Here is a 14514-nt window from a genome sequence, read left to right as displayed (position 1 = left end):
CCCGAGAGAGGATACGTCTGTCCCACCCGAAGCGTTATGTAGTATCGTGGTATACCATACCACGTATGGCCACCTCACAGGAGACCGACGAGATGCTCGATCAGTTCCTGTCCCAGCGCGGGCACGAGACGGCGCCGGCGGGCTGGGAGACCGACTACAACAAGAAACAGTGTCCGGAGTGTGGCGGCCTTCACGACCAATCCGCGATGGACTGCTCGGTCTGTGGGTGGACCCCTCGATAGTCCGGTTCGAGCGACCGGGGAGGGAAATGCTTTATTTCGATCGTGTCCGTTCGTGAGGTCGAATGCCGGAGTGCCAGAACTGTGGTTCGTTCGTGACGGAGGCGTACGCCCGAGTGTTCACACCGCCGGGCGAGGAGGACCCCCGCGTCTGCCCCGACTGTGAGGACAAGATCCGCGACGGTGCACGGATACGCGAGGCGCGTTCATCGCGGGGCAACTGACGGGAGAAACCCAGGAGGCTTATCATTCCGAGGCGCATGAACCTCCCTAATGGCTGATTCACACGTCACCCGGCTGTTCGGTGGCCCGGGTAGCGGGAAGACCACCGCGCTTCTCGACCGCGTCGAAGAGATCCTCGAGAGCGATGACGTCGGGATCCGCGACGTGCTCGTCGTCTCGTACACTCGCGCCGCCGCCTCGGAGGTCCGCGAGCGCCTCGCCGAACGCCTCGACGTCTCGCCGCGATCGCTCCAGGGGAACGTCTGTACGATGCACGCGAAGGCGTACGAACTGCTGGATCTCTCGCGTGCGGACGTCGTCGGCGAGAAGCAGAAGAAGGAGTTCTGCGAGGACTACGGCCTGGAGTTCGAGGACGAGTACAGCGGCGCGGGCCGCCGGACGGCACGCTCGACGACGCTCGGCAACAAGATCATCGCCACCAGCCAGTGGCTCCAGCGCACGAACCGGGAGGTCGCCGACTGGTACGACATCCCCTTCCAGTGGGACGACGAGGAGATCCGCCTGCCTCCCGAGGTCGACGACCGGGCGATGTCGGGCAACAAGTACACACCGACGTGGCCGAGCGACGACGACCGGGTCGACGTCCCCGAGGCGATCCGCGCCTGGCGCTCGTACAAGGGCGAGAACGGACTCGTCGGCTTCGCGGACATGCTCGAGCGGGTGGAACAGCGATCGCTCGTCCCGAACGTCGACTACCTCGTGATCGACGAGTTCCAGGACATCACCACGCTCCAGTACGCCGTCTACGAGGAGTGGAAACCCCACATGGAGGGCGTGCTGATCGCCGGCGACGACGACCAGGTCGTCTACGCGTGGCAGGGCGCGGACCCCAACCTGCTGCTCGACGCCGAGGTCGACGAGGACGTCGTCCTCCCCAACTCCTACCGGCTCCCCTCGCGAATCCTCGACGTCGTCAACCGCGAGGTCCGCCACATCGAGAAACGCCAGGAGAAGGACCTCAACCCCCGCAAGGAGGGTGGACTCGTCGAGGCCGTCGAGAGTCCCTCGATGCTGAATCTGGTGCGGAACGTCCGCGCGACGGTCTCGGAGACGCCCGACGAGACGGTGATGGTGCTGTTCCGCGCTCGCTATCAGATGTTCCAGTTCATCGACGAGTTCATCACCGAGGGGATGCCGTTCAAGGTTCTCACCGACCAGCGGATGTGGACCGATCGCCTCCAGCAGTTCGTCTCGGCGGTCGAGAAGCTCGACGAGGGCGAGGACATCACCGGGCTGGAGGCACGCCGGCTCGCGGACATGCTCGCCGACTCGGCGTTCGGCTCGAACGAGCGCGACGAACTGTTCGACGCGCTCGACGCCCGCGAGGAGGAGACCGGCGTCGAGAACGTCGCCGACATGAGCGTTCCCCCCGAACTCATCCGCGAGTACGCCCCGTTCGTCCCCGACCCCGTCTCGGCGTCGGACATGTCCCGGAAGATCACCAGCTTCCAGCGAAAGAGCGTGAAGTCCTACTTCGCGACCGGCACCTATCGCGGCGACGACCCCGCACGGGTACGGATCGGGACGATCCACTCCGCAAAGGGCCGCGAGGCGGACCACGTCTTCGTCGCGACCGACCTCACCGAGAAGGTGGTCGAGCAGATGGCCGCCACGATCGAACAGGAGGAGGTCCCCCTCGACGAGGAGTTCACTCGGACGACCAGCCCCGTCCCGGTGCTCACCGACAACGAGCGTCGCGTGTTCTACGTCGGGATGAGTCGGGCCCGCGAGCGGCTCGTACTGCTCGAGAACCTCGTCAACGGTGCGCCGACGCTCCCGATCGACGTGCTGCTCTGTAACGAGCCGCGCGAGACGCCGGTCGAGCAGCTGATCGCGGAGTCGGAGGCCGAATCGGAGTCGGAGTCGGCGGCGGACGCCCCCCTCCAGTGACGTGAGACGGACGTGACGCCCGAGTACGAACGGATCGCGGCCGAACTCGAGGAACGCGACGCGGAGGCGTTCGTCCACGTCGGCGATCGCTTCGACGACGACCTCCGATATCTCGCCCGCTTCTCGGGACCCGACCGCCCCTACGCGGTCGTCGTCGAACGCGACGGGGAGCCGACGCTCTGTGCTCCCCGGTCGTTCGGGGAGGAGGCCCGTCGCGAGTTCCCCGGGCGAGTGGTGACCGCTGGCGAACAGGACGCGGACACGGCGGGCGAGCGGGCGGCCGAGCTCATAGAGAGCGGACGGGTGCTCGTCCCCCAACACCTGCCGCACGACGCCGCGCTGCGGCTCGAACGCGCGGGCTGTGAGCTGGCGTCGACCGACGTCGTCGCCGGGATGCGCGTCCGGAAGTCCGATGACGAGATCGACCGGCTTCGAGGAATGCAGCAGGCCGCCGAGGCGGGGATGGCCCGAGCCGAGTCGATCCTCGCGGCGGCCGACGTCGCGGACGGACGGCTCCACTGGGAAGGCGAACCCCTCACGACCGAGCGCCTGCGTCGCGAGGTGAACGCCCGGCTCGTTCGCGAGGGGGTGAGCGACGCCCACAACACCGTCATCGGAGCGGGCGAGACCTGCGTCGACCTCCACTTCACCGGCGACGCCTCGATCGAGGCGGGCGAGACCGTCCTGCTCGATCTCTCGCCGCGCGGTCCGGAGGGCTACTACGGCGACCTCTCGCGGACGTTCGTCGTCGAGAGCGAGGGCGGCTGGGAGCGTCGCGCCTACGTCGCCGTCGAGCGCGCACGGGACGCCGCCTTCGCCGTGCTCTCGGAAGGTGCGGGCACGGTCGCCGGCACCGTCCACGAGGAGGCCGCCGCCGAACTCGCGGCCTACGGCTTTCGCCCCGACGGCGAGCCCGGCCTTACCCACGGCGTCGGCCACGGCGTCGGAATGAGCCTCCACGAGGCGCCGTCACTCCGCGCAGAGACCGAACTCGAGGCCGGCACGGTCCTCACCGTCGAGCCCGGCGTCTACGACGCCGAGGAGGGCGGCGTGCGGATCGAGGATCTCGTCGTCGTCCGCGAGGACGGCTTCGAGAACCTCACCGGCTACCCTCGATCGCTCGTTCCGCGGGCACGGGAGTAGGTAGAAGTCGATCGGCTGCCAACCCCCGCCGTGTATCGGACGGTGCTCCTCGCGACCGACGGCAGCGACGACGCGCTCGGGGCGGCCGAACGCGCCGTCGACCTCGCGGCGCGCTACGACGCGAAGCTGTGGGCGTGTTACGTGATCGAGACGCGCACCGCCTACGACAACGCGATCGTCGAGCCCGAGACGGTCGAGCGGGCGCTGCTCGAGGAGGGCGAGGGTGCGCTCGCCGCGGTCGCGGAGCGCGCGGCGACCGAGGGCATCCCCCTCGGAGGTGCGATCCGCCGCGGCGTACCCTACGAGGAGCTGCTCGAACACGCACGCCAGGAGGGGGCGGACGTGATCGTCGTCGGCCGGCAGGGCCGATCGTCGTTCAGGGCGGTGGTGCTCGGCAGCACGACCGACGCGCTGGTGCGGCTCTCGCCGGTTCCCGTGCTGGTCGTCGGCGAACCCTCCTCACCCGCCGGGAACTGACGGCGGCGTCGGTGCGTCGCGGGCGCCGTCCGACTCACTCGCGCCGCCAGGGAAGCCGGCGGCGGATCCAGTCGCGCGGGCCGCCGACCCGCCGGGAGACGTACTCGGGGAGGACCACCATTACGGCCGCGAGCACGACGAAGGCGATCCCGAACGCCAGCCGGCCCATCCGCAGGAACTCGACGCCGATGATTCCCAACGGGATCGCGAAGACGAGTCCCGATCCCAGCTGGATCATCCCGAACAGTCCGGGCATTTTCATGCCCGTCGTTGCCCCCCGGACGACAAAAACGCGACGCCCGAGCGCAAGCGGTTTGCGCCGGCGGCGAGAATCCGTGGTATGTTCACCGGGATCGTCGAGGAGTCGGGTGAGGTCCTCGAGCGGGTCGAGACGGACGACGGGCTCCGGCTGTGGATCGGCTGTTCGTTCGCCGACGAACTCCGCCACGGCGAGAGCGTGAGCGTGAGCGGCGCGTGTCTGACCGTCGAGGAGGTAGGGGAAGGACGGTTCTCCGTCTTTCTCGCGAGCGAGACGCTCGACCGGACGTATCTGGGCGGGCTTCCGGAGGGCGCACGCGTCAACCTCGAACGCGCGATGCCCGCCGACGGCCGGTTCGACGGGAACCTCGTCCAGGGTCACGTTGACGCGACGGCCGAGGTCCGTGCGATCGAGCCGGTCGGCGAGGACTGGCGCTTCGCGTTCTCGCTGCCCGAGTCGCTCGCGCCGTACGTCGTCGAGAAGGGCTCCGTCACCGTCGACGGCATCAGCCTGACGGTCGCGGCGCGTTCGGAGGAGGAGTACGAGGTCGCGATCATCCCGACGACCTACGAGCTGACGACGCTCGCCGAGAAGGCGGTCGGCGATCCCGTCCACCTCGAGGCCGACGTGATCGCGAAGTACGTCGAGCGCGTCGCGGAGCCGTACTTCCGGAGAGCGTCGTCCGCCGACCGATGAGCGCGTCGTACCAGGCCTCGAGCGCCGGTGACACGGCCGACGGAGACGGCGTGAGATGACGCGACGCGCGTGTCGGCGAAGATCGCGATAGCCTCCGAACCGGCGCGATCGGCCCACCGTACCGGTGGGCTAATCCGTCGGACCGTTGCATCTCTCCTACATGCCAACGGGTCCCGATCCGCCGGACTGGATCGTCGAACAGCCCGGACTGACCGCGCTCGCACTACTGAGCGGTCTCCTCGCGCTGTTCGTTCTCCTGCCGTATCTCCAGTACGTCCTGTTCGGCGTCGTTCTCGCGTACGTCCTGTTTCCCGTTCAGGGTCGCCTCGAGCGGTACGTCAGACCGACGATCGCCGCGATCGTCGTCGTCGTCGCGACGGTGCTCGTCGTACTCGTCCCGCTCGTCTACGTCATCAGGGTCGCCGTTCGACAGTCGCTCGAGGTCGTCGACTCCATCAGACGGGAACGGTTCGACGTCGATACGATCGAGGACGCACTCGAGACCGACGAGTACTCCGTCGACCTCGTCGCGCTGTACGAATCGAACCAGGGCCGGATCGCCTCGAGCATTCAGGAGATCACGATGGGGACGATCGATCTCGTCGGGAGCCTGCCGCGTCTGTTCATCGGACTGACCGTCACGCTGTTCGTTCTCTTCGCGCTGTTGCGGGACGGGAATCGGCTCGTCGCGTGGATCGGGTGGGTGCTGCCGGTCGACGACGGGACGTTCGAGGAGCTCCGCACGGGGCTTGACCGGCTCATGTGGGCGTCGGTCGTCGGGAACGTCGCCGTCGCGGCCATTCAGGCGGTGATGCTCGGCATCGGACTGGCGATCGCGGGCGTCCCCGCCATCGTCTTTCTCACCGTCGCCACGTTCGTCCTGACGCTGCTCCCGCTGGTCGGCGCGTTCGGCATCTGGATCCCGGCCGCGGTCTATCTCGTCACGGTCGGGCGCCCGACCGCCAGCGTGGCGATGGTGGTCTACGGACTACTCGTCACCTTCTCGGATACGTACTTCCGGCCCGCGCTGATCGGCCGGACCAGCGCCTTCAACTCCGCCATCGTCGTGGTCGGCATCTTCGGCGGTCTCGTCGTCTTCGGTGCCGTCGGACTGTTCATCGGTCCCGTCGTCCTCGGCGGCGCGAAGCTCGTCCTCGATTGCTTCGCCCGAGGGCACACCGGAACGTCGACCGCCCGAACCACGCTCGAGGACGCCGATAGCGGTTCCGGATCGGCGAACACGTTCGCCGAGACGGCGGTCGACTCGGACGACGAGGGAGGGTCCGACGAGTGAACGTCCGTCGGCCGGGCGGGCGTCCACTCGCGGCGTACCCTGTCGACTCCCGACCGTCCGAACGCGAGACCCGCCTCCGATCGGACGTCTGAACGCGGATACGATCCCATCAGGTCACGGGAGACGGACGACTCAGGGATCGAATTCCGTGAGTTCGGCGGCGGGTTCGTCGTCACTGGCGTGGGTGACGCCGACCTCCTTGTACGCGCGGCGGTAGCCAGCGATCTTCCGGTAGAGGAAGTACGCGACCAGCCCGTCGTAGAGCACGATGAATCCGATCATCGCGATCCCCGGCGTGATCCAGGTGGCGGCGGCGGTGAGCAGCCCGGGGACGACGCCCGCGAGCGAGTTGTAGAGCGCGTGGAACACCGCGGCGATCAACAGCCCCTTGATCACGATCGGGCCGGCGTTCTCGCGGTTGAACTTCGCAAGCCCGAGGTAGAAGCCCGCGATCGACGAGTAGAGCACGTGGCCGGGGCCCGCGAGCGCCCGGACGGCGGCCGTCCCCCCGGCCGCGCCGATGAGTTCGACGGTTCCCAGCCCCGACTCCAGGCCCCGGGTGATGTAGATCGCGTTCTCGATGGTCGCGAAGCCCAGTCCGGCGGCCGCGCCGTAGACCGCCCCGTCGATCACGGCGTCGAAGCGGACGTCGCGGTAGGCGTAGAGCCTGACGGCGAGCAGTTTGACCGTCTCCTCGACGGGCCCAACGACCAGAAAGAAGAAGAGGGGAAGACCGATCACCGACGGCAGGACGCCGAACGCCGGCTGGAGGATCGAGTTGATGACGGCCGCGAACATCGCGAACAGCACCGCGAGCGTGAACGTGACGACCAGCACCGACAGCGGTTCGTCCGTCGTGACGTCGGCGTACCAGACGTAGGCGGCGATGGCGAGCGCGGGCACCACCGAGAGGAGGACGAACGCCCCGACCACCGGCTCGGTCACTATCCCCAATCCCCCGAGGACGAACTGCACCAGCAGGAACAGCGCCGCGAGCAGGATCACGAACGCCTTCGCGCTCGCGACCCCGAACCGGTAGAGCCACGTCGCGATCGCGTCGACGGTCGATCGCTTCTCCCACGTCGAGACGTCGTAGAGGTCGCGCGAGTCCCGTGACTCGCGCTCGATCGGGTCCCGCTTTCCTCGCATGGCCCCCGGTTCGACTGCTCTCGCCCTAATTCTTTGGCTCAGGGCGGGAGCGACCGGTACTCCGAACGGCGCGGGTACTCGCGGCGAACGGACGAGAATGACGACGGCCACGCCGACTAGTCAGACTCAACAGACCCGCGTCCGAACGGCCGGTATGCACTTCGACCAGCGGACCCAGCAGGCGCTGCGCGAGGCCGGCCTCGAGAACGACGCAATCGTCGAGATATCCGATCGCGTCGCCGAACTCGTCGAGAGGGACGCCGACCGGCTGGAGGCGTTCTTCGACGCCCACGCGTCGGTCTACTCCGACATGGAGCTCGCACACAGCCGGAGCGAGTTCCCCGAACACGCAGTCGAGTACTGTGACCTGTTCACCCACGGCGCCGATCTCCGGGGCTACCTGCGGTTCGACTCGTGGGGCGTGCCCGTCGAGGGCGGACGGGTCCTCCGGGGCGACGATCGACCGGAGCTGGTCGAGCTCTCACTGGGGCCGACCGTCGACGCCCGGGTGAAGTTCGCTCCGGAGCGCGACGCGTTATGAACGCCCGGATCCGGGGGGTCTACGCGACGGCGCTCACCCGGCGGTTCCGGGCGGCGGGTCACGACGTGGTGCAGGCCTCGAACCCGATCGAGGAGCGCTTCGACGACGACCTGGGCGACGGCCCCGCGAACCTCGCGGTCGGGACGACCCGCGACCGACAGGGGGTCGGACTCCGCGGCGAGCCCGACGCGGTCGCGGCCGGCCGCGACCTGCTCGAGGTCGAGCGCGACGCCTTCTCGTGGACCGACCCGCTCCCCTTCGGCTCGATCCACGTGGGCGTCGTCGAGGACACTGGCGGTGGCGCCACGGTGGCGCTCGACGATGGTACCGGCTACCTGCCGTTCTCGGAGACCGAGGAGTACGTCGAGCGCGGCGACCGCCTGCGGGTACAGGTGGCGGAGCCGACGCCGCCGTGGAGCGGCGACGACCCGCGCCTCTCGGCGACGATCCGCGCGCCGACCCCCGGCGGGATGGCCGTGTTGGTCGAGGGTAAGCGAGGTATCGACGCCCCCGACGAGGAGACGGCGGGGCTGGTCGACCTGCTCTCGGTCGACCTCTCCGACGGATGGGGGATCGAGCTGGGGTCGGGCGCCCGCAGTGCGAGCCTCGCGGCCCTCGAAGCGGCGCTCGAGGCCGCGAGCGACCTCGTGGCCGACCTCGACTCCGACGCGGGGGAGGCGGGCGATGACGGCCCCGAGCGCCTCGCCGCGCCCTACGCCGGCGCGTGGTGCTGGTTCGGTCGCGAGAGTCGGTTCGTCCTCGACGACGTTCGACGGGAGGTCACATCGACCATGCCCGGCCACCACCGGATCAAGGCGGGCTCGGAGCGCGCGAGCGACGCCGTCGACTTCGTCGAGGCCCTCCCGGGCTGTGAGCCCGAGGAGTTCCCGTTCGACGCCGTCGCGGGCCGGTTCGGCCCCCGCGAGGGCGATACGCTCGCGATCGAACACGGCAAGCCCGACGGCCGGCTGATCACGCTCGGTCGCGGCGAGGTGATCGACTACGACCCGGAGGGGAGCGTGCGGGTCCGCCGGGAGATGACCGCCGGCGGGACCTACGACGCGCTCGCGGTGAAGCGCGAGGCCGGCGACGTCGCGATCACCACGCTGACCGAGGGACGGTGGTGGTATCCGACCGTCTACAAGGACGAGGACGGCCGCCGAAAGGGAACGTACGTCAACGTCTGCACGCCGGTCGAGCTCTTCCCCGACGCGGCGCGCTACGTCGATCTCTACGTCGACGTGGTGAAACACGAGGACGGCGGGGTCGAGCGGGTCGACGCCGACGAACTGGAGGCGGCGACGGCGGCCGGACTCGTCGGCGAGGGGCTCGCGGAGAGGGCCCGCGGCGTCGCGTCGTCGATCGAACGCGCGCTCAGCTAGCGTCGGGCACGTCGGCGTCGCTGTCCTCGACGGTGCGCTTCAGCGATTCGCGTCGCGACTTCGCGTCCCGACCCGGGGCCTCGAGCAGGAACTCGTTCTTGGCGCTGACGGCGTCGGCGGCGGCGTCGGCGTTGCCCTCGGCGATCACGTCCTCGGCGGGACGCTCCTCGAAGTGGACCGCGAGCTTGTTCTTCTTCCCGCTGTACTCGGCGGTTCCGACGACGATCCGCTCGAAGACGGGGTTGTCGGGTTCGCCGATCACGAAGAGGTCGTTGCCGTCGTACTCCTCGGTGCCGGTGATGGTACCGAAGTACTCCTCGACGGTGGCTCTCATGTCGGGGATGCGCTCCTCGAGATGCTCGCCGCGACGCATCTTGTATTCTCGCATTGGACCCCGTTCGCCAGCGCCGAATTTACCCGTTTCGGCTCACAGTTCGCGCTCGGCGAGGTAGCCACGCCGACAGACGGGGCAGATGTCGCCCGCACGGAGCGACTCGCGGTCGTCGAGGTCGGAGGCGTCGCAAGCGGGACAGTAGAGCTCCGTCTCCCCCTCGATATCGACGGTCCGTTCGGGGGCGAACGAGGTCTCCGACCGGACGAACTCGACGTCGTCGTCCTCGTCGGGGGGACTCTCGCCCCCCAGTATCTCCGCACCCTGGTCGGCCTGGGGAGTGAGGCCGCCACCGAATTCGACGGTGGTCGACTCGCCGTCGGGAACCGACGCGTCGAACCCCTCGTCGTCGCTTTCGAGGCTCGGCCACTCCCTGCTCGCGTCGGTGGCAGCGGACTCGCCGTCGTGTTCCGGCCACGATCCCGACTCGCGGCGGGAGCGGTCGTCGCCCTCGCTCGTCTCGAGGAGTTCGGCGCCGCCGGCGTCGTCGTCGGCCGCGAAGCCGGCGTTCCGGTCGCTCCCGACGCCGGTGTCCGAACGCGTCTCGGCGGTACTCGACGCGGCGGCGTTCGCCCCGGAGAACGAGTTTCTGGAGTCGGGCTCAGACGCCGGTTCCGTCGCGGATTCGGGCGCGTCGGCCTTCCGTGGGCGTGATCGCTGTGTGACCTCGGTGTTCTCGCTGATGACCCGAGCGTTCCCACAGCGGACACACCGCTCGAGTTCGGTGACGCTGAGGACGACCTCGTCGCCGCGCTCCTCCCGATCGCGCTCGATCTCGCTCTCCCCGTACTCGTGGCCGAGCAGTGAACACCGGAGACTCATGGATGTGAGATACTCGGTGAGCGTCAAAAGGCTACTGTTTGGGGTGGAATCGCCGTGCACCGACGCTATCGCGCGACCCTGTGGGCCGGCGACCCTTCGAGGAGTGCAAGAGGTAAATCCCCTCCCGACGCATGGGGGGTATGGGCGCAAAGCGGGAGTTCCGGAACCGGGCCGAGGACGAGGTCGCCGTGCTCGACGCGCTCGTGGAACGGCCCGAGAGCGGGATGACCGTCTTCGAGCTCCGGGCCCAGGCGGACGTCCCGATCGACGAGCTCGAGACGGCGCTCGCCAGTCTGAAGGACGACGACCTCATCACGGCCGAGAAGAGCGGCGACCGGACCGTCATCCGGCCCGCCGAGGCGGTGATCCCCGACCCGGAGGACTCGAGCGACGGGCCGTCGATCACCGAACGCATCCGGGACCGGCTGCCCTTCTAAGCGGCACGCTTTACCGCCGCGAGCGTCGAGTCGAGGTATGACCGACCTGCGGAGGGACCGACGCCGATGACCGTCCTCGAACCGTATCACGCCGAACACGGCGCCGTCTTCGACGATCGGAGCGGTCGCCGGCTGCCGAGCCACTACGGTCGTCCCGAGCGGACCCACCTGGCCGTGAGAAACGCCGTCGGCGTCACCGAGATGGCCTACGGCATCGTCGTGGTTACCGGCGAGGATCGCATCGAGTACGTCGACAACGCCCTCTCGAACCGCGTCCCCGACGCCGACGGCGAGGGGCGGTACGCGCTGCTCTGTGATCCACAGGGACGGATCGAACGCGACCTCTACGTCTACAACGCCGGCGAGCGCCTGCTCGTCTTCGTCCCGCCGGGACATGCCGAGGCGCTCGCGGAGGAGTGGCGCGGGAAGACGTTCATCCAGGACGTCGAGTTCGACGTCGCCACCGACGACCTCGCCGTGCTCGGCGTCCACGGCCCGAACGCCACCGAGAAGGTCGCGAGCGTGTTGAACGGCGCCGGCGTACCGGAGGGCGAACTGGTGTTCGATCGGGGCACCATCCACGACGTCGGCGTCACCGTCATCGCGAGCGACGACCCCACCGGCGAGGACGGCTACGAGGTGGTCTGTACCGCCGACGAGGCCGAGACCGTCCTCGATACGCTGATCGTCCACGGCCAGAACGCCGTTCCGTTCGGGACGCGAACCTGGGAGACGCTCACCCTGGAGGCGGGCACTCCGCTGTTCGCTACGGAACTCGAGGGGCGGATCCCGAACGTACTGGGCCTGCGAAACGCCGTCGACTTCGAGAAGGGCTGTTTCGTCGGCCAGGAGGTGATCAGCCGCGTCGAGAACCGGGGCGAACCAAGCGGGCGGCTGGTCGGCCTTCGTCCCGAGGCGCTTCCGGAGTCCGGCGCGGCCGTCTTCGCGGGCGATCGATCGGTCGGCGAGGTCACCCGAGCCGTCGAGAGCCCCACGCTCGAGGAACCGATCGCACTCGCGGTCGTCGAGTTCGGCCTCGCGACCGACGACCTCGCGGTACGGGTCGAGAGCGAGGAGGCCCCTGCGGAGCGGGTCGACCTCCCGTTCGTCGAGGGCAGCGGACGCTCGGCACGGCTTCCCCAGTACTGACTTTCCTCCGAGCGGGTCCGGTGACGATGGAAACGTTGAAACTGGTACAAACGAGACAAATTTAAATACTATCCATATTCAAATATATTCGTGGAGGTAGAAATGTCGGCCGGTCGAACGGGTTCGAGCGAGGTGAGAACGAACGATGGAGAGGACGAGTGAGGAGGTGGCGTTGGCGATCGGAATCGGCATGGTCGTGACCGCGGCGTTCGTCTGGTGGAGCGATCCGGCGGGGCGACCGTTCGGCGTTCCCTCGGCGTACGTAGCGGCGTTCGGTATCGGCATCGGGTTCGCGATCGTCCTCCGGGCCGTGCGGGGGCTCGTAGATCGGGAGTGAGGCGCCCCGAAAACCGCGGCCAGCCCGACGATGGCAGGAGGTAGCATCAAGGACCCTCGTCTCCTCACCCGAGGTATGGAACGAATCGACGACTTCGGACGGCTCGCCGAGCGGGTCCGAACGCATTCCGAGGAGGCCCCCGGCTCCGACACCGAGCGGGTCACGATGCGGAGCTTCGACGAGGTTAGCTACGAGTCGCTGCGCGAACTGCTCGAGGCGCTCGAGGGCGAGAACGTCGACCCCGGCGCGTGCGTCTTCTACCTCTCGCCGGACAACGTCGATCGGGCCCTCGAGGGATCGGACGAGGGGGACGTCGAGGCGCTCGAGGACCGACTCGGCCGGGAGGTCCGGGTAGAGGAGTCGATGCCGGACGACACCGTCCTGTTCATGGATCCCGACGCGATCGACGCTGGCGAGATCGTCGCGGCGCACGCGATCGCGTGTGGCACCGTCGCCGCGGGCGACTGACGGCCGCCGATCACGGCCAGGGGGTCGCCGCTACGAACGCAACAGCGCGCGGAGCTGGTCGCGCGAGAACAGCGACGTGGGCCGATCCATGTGGACGCCGATCTCCCCCGAAACGGCGCGAAGTCCTGCGGTCTGGACCGGTTCGGGGAGCGAGTAGGCCCGCCGGAGCCAGGTACCTAGACGGATCTCCCGCGAGAGATCGTCGCGCCACGCTGTCTCGTAGTCCGAGAGCGTTCCCGGATCCGCGGGATCGATCCGTTCTGCGGCGTGGTCGGCGGCGGTCATACCATACAGAATGCCGCCGCCGGTGAAGGGCTTCGTCTGGGCGGCGGCGTCCCCCACGAGAAAGCCCCGATCGCTCGTGACGCGATCCGGCGGGCCGATCGGGATCGCTCCCGAACAGAAGTCGACGGTGTCGACGCCGTAGCCCGAGGTGAACTCGTCGAACAGCTCGCGGACCTCCTTCCCGGGAGGGGCGGCGAGGCCGTACTCGACGCCCGCCTCGCCGCGGGGAATGCGCCACGCGAAGAAGCGTGGCGCGGTGAGGTGGACGTCGACGAACTCGCTCGCGTCCTCGGTCTCCACGAACCCCAGCACGCCGTGGAGCAGTTCGTCGGGCTCGGGAATCGAGAGGTCGCGCCGGACCCGCGAGACGGGCCCGTCGCAGCCGGCGACCATCCGCGCGCGGAACTCCGCGGAGCCGTCGGACGTGCTCGCCGAGACGACGACGTGATCCGCCGTCTCCTCGACGCCCGTGACGGTGTGGTGTTCGCGGAGGTCCGCGCCGGCCGAACGCGCCGCATCGGCGAGGCGTTCGTCGAGTCCCACGCGGTCGATCACGTTCGAGATGGTGCCGTCGGTGTAGAAGGGGTAGGCCTCGCTGTCGGGCCCGCCGACGTGAAACCGCGCGCCCGAGATCTCGTTCTGGAGGAGCGCCTCGCGCGCCCCGTCGGGGGTGTACTCCCAGAGGTCCGTGCTCACGTGGCCCGAACAGGCCAGCGGCTTCCCGACGGACCCCTGTTCGAGGGCCAGCACGTCGTAGCCCTCCTCGGCAGCGCGCCGTGCGAAGCGCGAGCCGGCGGGACCGGCCCCGACCACGACGAAGTCGTACATATCGGTGCTACCGGGGCAGCGAGTAAATACTCGGTGGTCCCCACCGGTTTACGTGCACGGCCCGTCAGGTCGACGATGGCCGACGACTCACCGGGCGATCGTTCGATCGTCGACCGCGTTTGCGGTGCGTCTTCGGACGTCTACGACCGGCTGGGGCGGCGCTCCCCGGCGGTGAGCGGACGTATCCGACGACGCCGGCAAACACGAACGGGCGATCTTCGTCCAGCAGGCGTACCAGCGGGCAGGGATCGGCGACGCGCTCGTGGAGACGGGGTTCGGCCACGCCCGCGAGGAGGGCGTCTCACAGGTCTGGCTCACCGTCGAGCCCTGGAAGCGCGGAATCGCGAAGTTCTACGGCGACCACGGCTTCGATACGGTCAACGCCTACGGCCGGATCCACCGGATGTCGCGATACATTTAGTAGCGTTTGAACGTCCCTACACGATAGATCGCACGATGGCGGACGGTCGACGTGGATTACGGG

The 14514-nt window shown here is 68.7% G+C and carries 18 protein-coding genes and 1 pseudogene; 14 read left to right on the top strand and 5 right to left on the bottom strand.

Annotated elements, in window-relative coordinates; all coding sequences use genetic code 11:
- The first annotated feature begins 65 nt into the window (after positions 1-65).
- The 5 genes from V0Z78_RS15605 to V0Z78_RS15585 all read left to right on the top strand — a co-directional run bounded on the left by V0Z78_RS15605 (position 66) and on the right by V0Z78_RS15585 (position 3992).
- A complete protein-coding gene (locus V0Z78_RS15605) occupies positions 66-242 on the top strand; it encodes an HVO_0416 family zinc finger protein (RefSeq protein ID WP_336345594.1) in 177 nt (58 codons plus the stop codon).
- A gap of 62 nt (positions 243-304) precedes the next feature.
- The gene (locus V0Z78_RS15600) at positions 305-463 is read left to right on the top strand and encodes a DUF7563 family protein (RefSeq protein ID WP_336345593.1); all 159 of its coding nucleotides are present in this window, start codon (positions 305-307) and stop codon (positions 461-463) included.
- Between the two features lie 49 nt (positions 464-512).
- Positions 513-2372 (top strand): ATP-dependent helicase, encoded by a 1860-nt coding sequence (locus V0Z78_RS15595; protein WP_336345592.1) that lies wholly within the window; start codon positions 513-515, stop codon positions 2370-2372.
- A 12-nt stretch (positions 2373-2384) separates the two neighbouring features.
- A complete protein-coding gene (locus V0Z78_RS15590; RefSeq protein ID WP_336345591.1) occupies positions 2385-3515 on the top strand; it encodes a M24 family metallopeptidase in 1131 nt (376 codons plus the stop codon).
- Between the two features lie 30 nt (positions 3516-3545).
- Positions 3546-3992 carry a universal stress protein gene (locus tag V0Z78_RS15585; RefSeq protein ID WP_336345590.1) on the top strand — a complete coding sequence of 149 codons (447 nt, stop codon included), beginning with the start codon at positions 3546-3548 and terminating at the stop codon, positions 3990-3992.
- 34 nt (positions 3993-4026) lie between these two features.
- Here the strand turns inward: V0Z78_RS15585 and V0Z78_RS15580 are convergent, their stop codons facing one another.
- A complete protein-coding gene (locus tag V0Z78_RS15580) occupies positions 4027-4254 on the bottom strand; it encodes a DUF7533 family protein (protein WP_336345589.1) in 228 nt (75 codons plus the stop codon).
- 78 nt (positions 4255-4332) lie between these two features.
- Between V0Z78_RS15580 and V0Z78_RS15575 the strand changes: the two genes are divergently transcribed.
- Positions 4333-4947, top strand: a complete 615-nt coding sequence (locus V0Z78_RS15575) for a riboflavin synthase (RefSeq protein ID WP_336345588.1) — start codon at positions 4333-4335, stop codon at positions 4945-4947.
- A gap of 160 nt (positions 4948-5107) precedes the next feature.
- On the top strand, positions 5108-6241 hold the full coding sequence (locus V0Z78_RS15570; protein ID WP_336345587.1) for an AI-2E family transporter: 1134 nt from the start codon (positions 5108-5110) through the stop codon (positions 6239-6241).
- Positions 6242-6373: 132 nt separating this feature from the next.
- Here the strand turns inward: V0Z78_RS15570 and V0Z78_RS15565 are convergent, their stop codons facing one another.
- Positions 6374-7390: a PrsW family intramembrane metalloprotease gene (locus V0Z78_RS15565; RefSeq protein ID WP_336345586.1), complete on the bottom strand. Its 1017-nt coding sequence runs from the start codon at positions 7388-7390 to the stop codon at positions 6374-6376.
- Positions 7391-7544: 154 nt separating this feature from the next.
- On the opposite strand from V0Z78_RS15565, the gene V0Z78_RS15560 reads away from it, so the two are divergent.
- Both V0Z78_RS15560 and V0Z78_RS15555 read left to right on the top strand, forming a co-directional pair.
- Entirely contained in the window at positions 7545-7931 is a 387-nt protein-coding gene (locus tag V0Z78_RS15560; protein ID WP_336345585.1) for a DUF7532 family protein, read from the top strand.
- Complete coding sequence (locus V0Z78_RS15555) at positions 7928-9313, top strand: DUF402 domain-containing protein (protein ID WP_336345584.1); 1386 nt, start codon at positions 7928-7930, stop codon at positions 9311-9313. Before V0Z78_RS15560 ends, V0Z78_RS15555 begins: the two co-directional genes overlap by 4 nt.
- On the opposite strand, the gene V0Z78_RS15550 is transcribed toward V0Z78_RS15555, so the two are convergent.
- Together V0Z78_RS15550 and V0Z78_RS15545 are read right to left on the bottom strand one after the other, a co-directional pair.
- Complete coding sequence (locus V0Z78_RS15550; RefSeq protein WP_336345583.1) at positions 9306-9701, bottom strand: DUF5611 family protein; 396 nt, start codon at positions 9699-9701, stop codon at positions 9306-9308. The genes V0Z78_RS15555 and V0Z78_RS15550 overlap by 8 nt on opposite strands.
- Positions 9702-9740: 39 nt before the next feature.
- Positions 9741-10526 carry a DUF7093 family protein gene (locus V0Z78_RS15545; RefSeq protein ID WP_336345582.1) on the bottom strand — a complete coding sequence of 262 codons (786 nt, stop codon included), beginning with the start codon at positions 10524-10526 and terminating at the stop codon, positions 9741-9743.
- A gap of 140 nt (positions 10527-10666) precedes the next feature.
- Here V0Z78_RS15545 and V0Z78_RS15540 point away from each other — a divergent pair, with 140 nt between their 5' ends.
- The 4 genes from V0Z78_RS15540 to V0Z78_RS15525 all read left to right on the top strand — a co-directional run bounded on the left by V0Z78_RS15540 (position 10667) and on the right by V0Z78_RS15525 (position 12917).
- Positions 10667-10963 carry a DUF6432 family protein gene (locus V0Z78_RS15540; RefSeq protein WP_336345581.1) on the top strand — a complete coding sequence of 99 codons (297 nt, stop codon included), beginning with the start codon at positions 10667-10669 and terminating at the stop codon, positions 10961-10963.
- A gap of 66 nt (positions 10964-11029) precedes the next feature.
- Entirely contained in the window at positions 11030-12112 is a 1083-nt protein-coding gene (gene ygfZ / locus V0Z78_RS15535; protein WP_336345580.1) for a CAF17-like 4Fe-4S cluster assembly/insertion protein YgfZ, read from the top strand.
- Between the two features lie 145 nt (positions 12113-12257).
- Complete coding sequence (locus V0Z78_RS15530) at positions 12258-12449, top strand: hypothetical protein (protein ID WP_336345579.1); 192 nt, start codon at positions 12258-12260, stop codon at positions 12447-12449.
- 75 nt (positions 12450-12524) lie between these two features.
- Positions 12525-12917, top strand: coding sequence for a hypothetical protein (locus V0Z78_RS15525; protein WP_336345578.1), 393 nt, complete (start codon positions 12525-12527; stop codon positions 12915-12917).
- A gap of 30 nt (positions 12918-12947) precedes the next feature.
- On the opposite strand, the gene V0Z78_RS15520 is transcribed toward V0Z78_RS15525, so the two are convergent.
- Positions 12948-14030, bottom strand: coding sequence for a geranylgeranyl reductase family protein (locus tag V0Z78_RS15520; protein ID WP_336345577.1), 1083 nt, complete (start codon positions 14028-14030; stop codon positions 12948-12950).
- 208 nt (positions 14031-14238) lie between these two features.
- On the opposite strand from V0Z78_RS15520, the pseudogene V0Z78_RS15515 reads away from it, so the two are divergent.
- A pseudogene (locus V0Z78_RS15515) lies at positions 14239-14451 on the top strand (GNAT family N-acetyltransferase); the annotation flags it as partial.
- Positions 14452-14514: the final 63 nt, after the last annotated feature.

It is taken from the genome of Halalkalicoccus sp. CG83 (assembly GCF_037081715.1).
Taxonomy (GTDB): Archaea; Halobacteriota; Halobacteria; order Halobacteriales; family Halalkalicoccaceae; genus Halalkalicoccus; species Halalkalicoccus ordinarius.
This window is presented reverse-complemented; position numbering and strand designations above follow the sequence as displayed.

Excerpts from the sequence above, each read along its gene's own strand:
- V0Z78_RS15605 (WP_336345594.1), top strand. The coding sequence starts at position 66 with ATGGCCACCTCACAGGAGACCGACGAGATGCTCGATCAGTTCCTGTCC.
- V0Z78_RS15600 (WP_336345593.1), top strand. The coding sequence starts at position 305 with ATGCCGGAGTGCCAGAACTGTGGTTCGTTCGTGACGGAGGCGTACGCC.
- V0Z78_RS15545 (WP_336345582.1), bottom strand. The coding sequence starts at position 10,526 with ATGAGTCTCCGGTGTTCACTGCTCGGCCACGAGTACGGGGAGAGCGAG.
- V0Z78_RS15525 (WP_336345578.1), top strand. The coding sequence starts at position 12,525 with ATGGAACGAATCGACGACTTCGGACGGCTCGCCGAGCGGGTCCGAACG.
- V0Z78_RS15565 (WP_336345586.1), bottom strand. The coding sequence starts at position 7,390 with ATGCGAGGAAAGCGGGACCCGATCGAGCGCGAGTCACGGGACTCGCGC.
- V0Z78_RS15520 (WP_336345577.1), bottom strand. The coding sequence starts at position 14,030 with ATGTACGACTTCGTCGTGGTCGGGGCCGGTCCCGCCGGCTCGCGCTTC.
- V0Z78_RS15575 (WP_336345588.1), top strand. The coding sequence starts at position 4,333 with ATGTTCACCGGGATCGTCGAGGAGTCGGGTGAGGTCCTCGAGCGGGTC.
- V0Z78_RS15550 (WP_336345583.1), bottom strand. The coding sequence starts at position 9,701 with ATGCGAGAATACAAGATGCGTCGCGGCGAGCATCTCGAGGAGCGCATC.
- V0Z78_RS15580 (WP_336345589.1), bottom strand. The coding sequence starts at position 4,254 with ATGAAAATGCCCGGACTGTTCGGGATGATCCAGCTGGGATCGGGACTC.
- V0Z78_RS15540 (WP_336345581.1), top strand. The coding sequence starts at position 10,667 with ATGGGCGCAAAGCGGGAGTTCCGGAACCGGGCCGAGGACGAGGTCGCC.
- V0Z78_RS15555 (WP_336345584.1), top strand. The coding sequence starts at position 7,928 with ATGAACGCCCGGATCCGGGGGGTCTACGCGACGGCGCTCACCCGGCGG.
- V0Z78_RS15570 (WP_336345587.1), top strand. The coding sequence starts at position 5,108 with ATGCCAACGGGTCCCGATCCGCCGGACTGGATCGTCGAACAGCCCGGA.
- ygfZ (WP_336345580.1), top strand. The coding sequence starts at position 11,030 with ATGACCGTCCTCGAACCGTATCACGCCGAACACGGCGCCGTCTTCGAC.
- V0Z78_RS15595 (WP_336345592.1), top strand. The coding sequence starts at position 513 with ATGGCTGATTCACACGTCACCCGGCTGTTCGGTGGCCCGGGTAGCGGG.
- V0Z78_RS15560 (WP_336345585.1), top strand. The coding sequence starts at position 7,545 with ATGCACTTCGACCAGCGGACCCAGCAGGCGCTGCGCGAGGCCGGCCTC.
- V0Z78_RS15530 (WP_336345579.1), top strand. The coding sequence starts at position 12,258 with ATGGAGAGGACGAGTGAGGAGGTGGCGTTGGCGATCGGAATCGGCATG.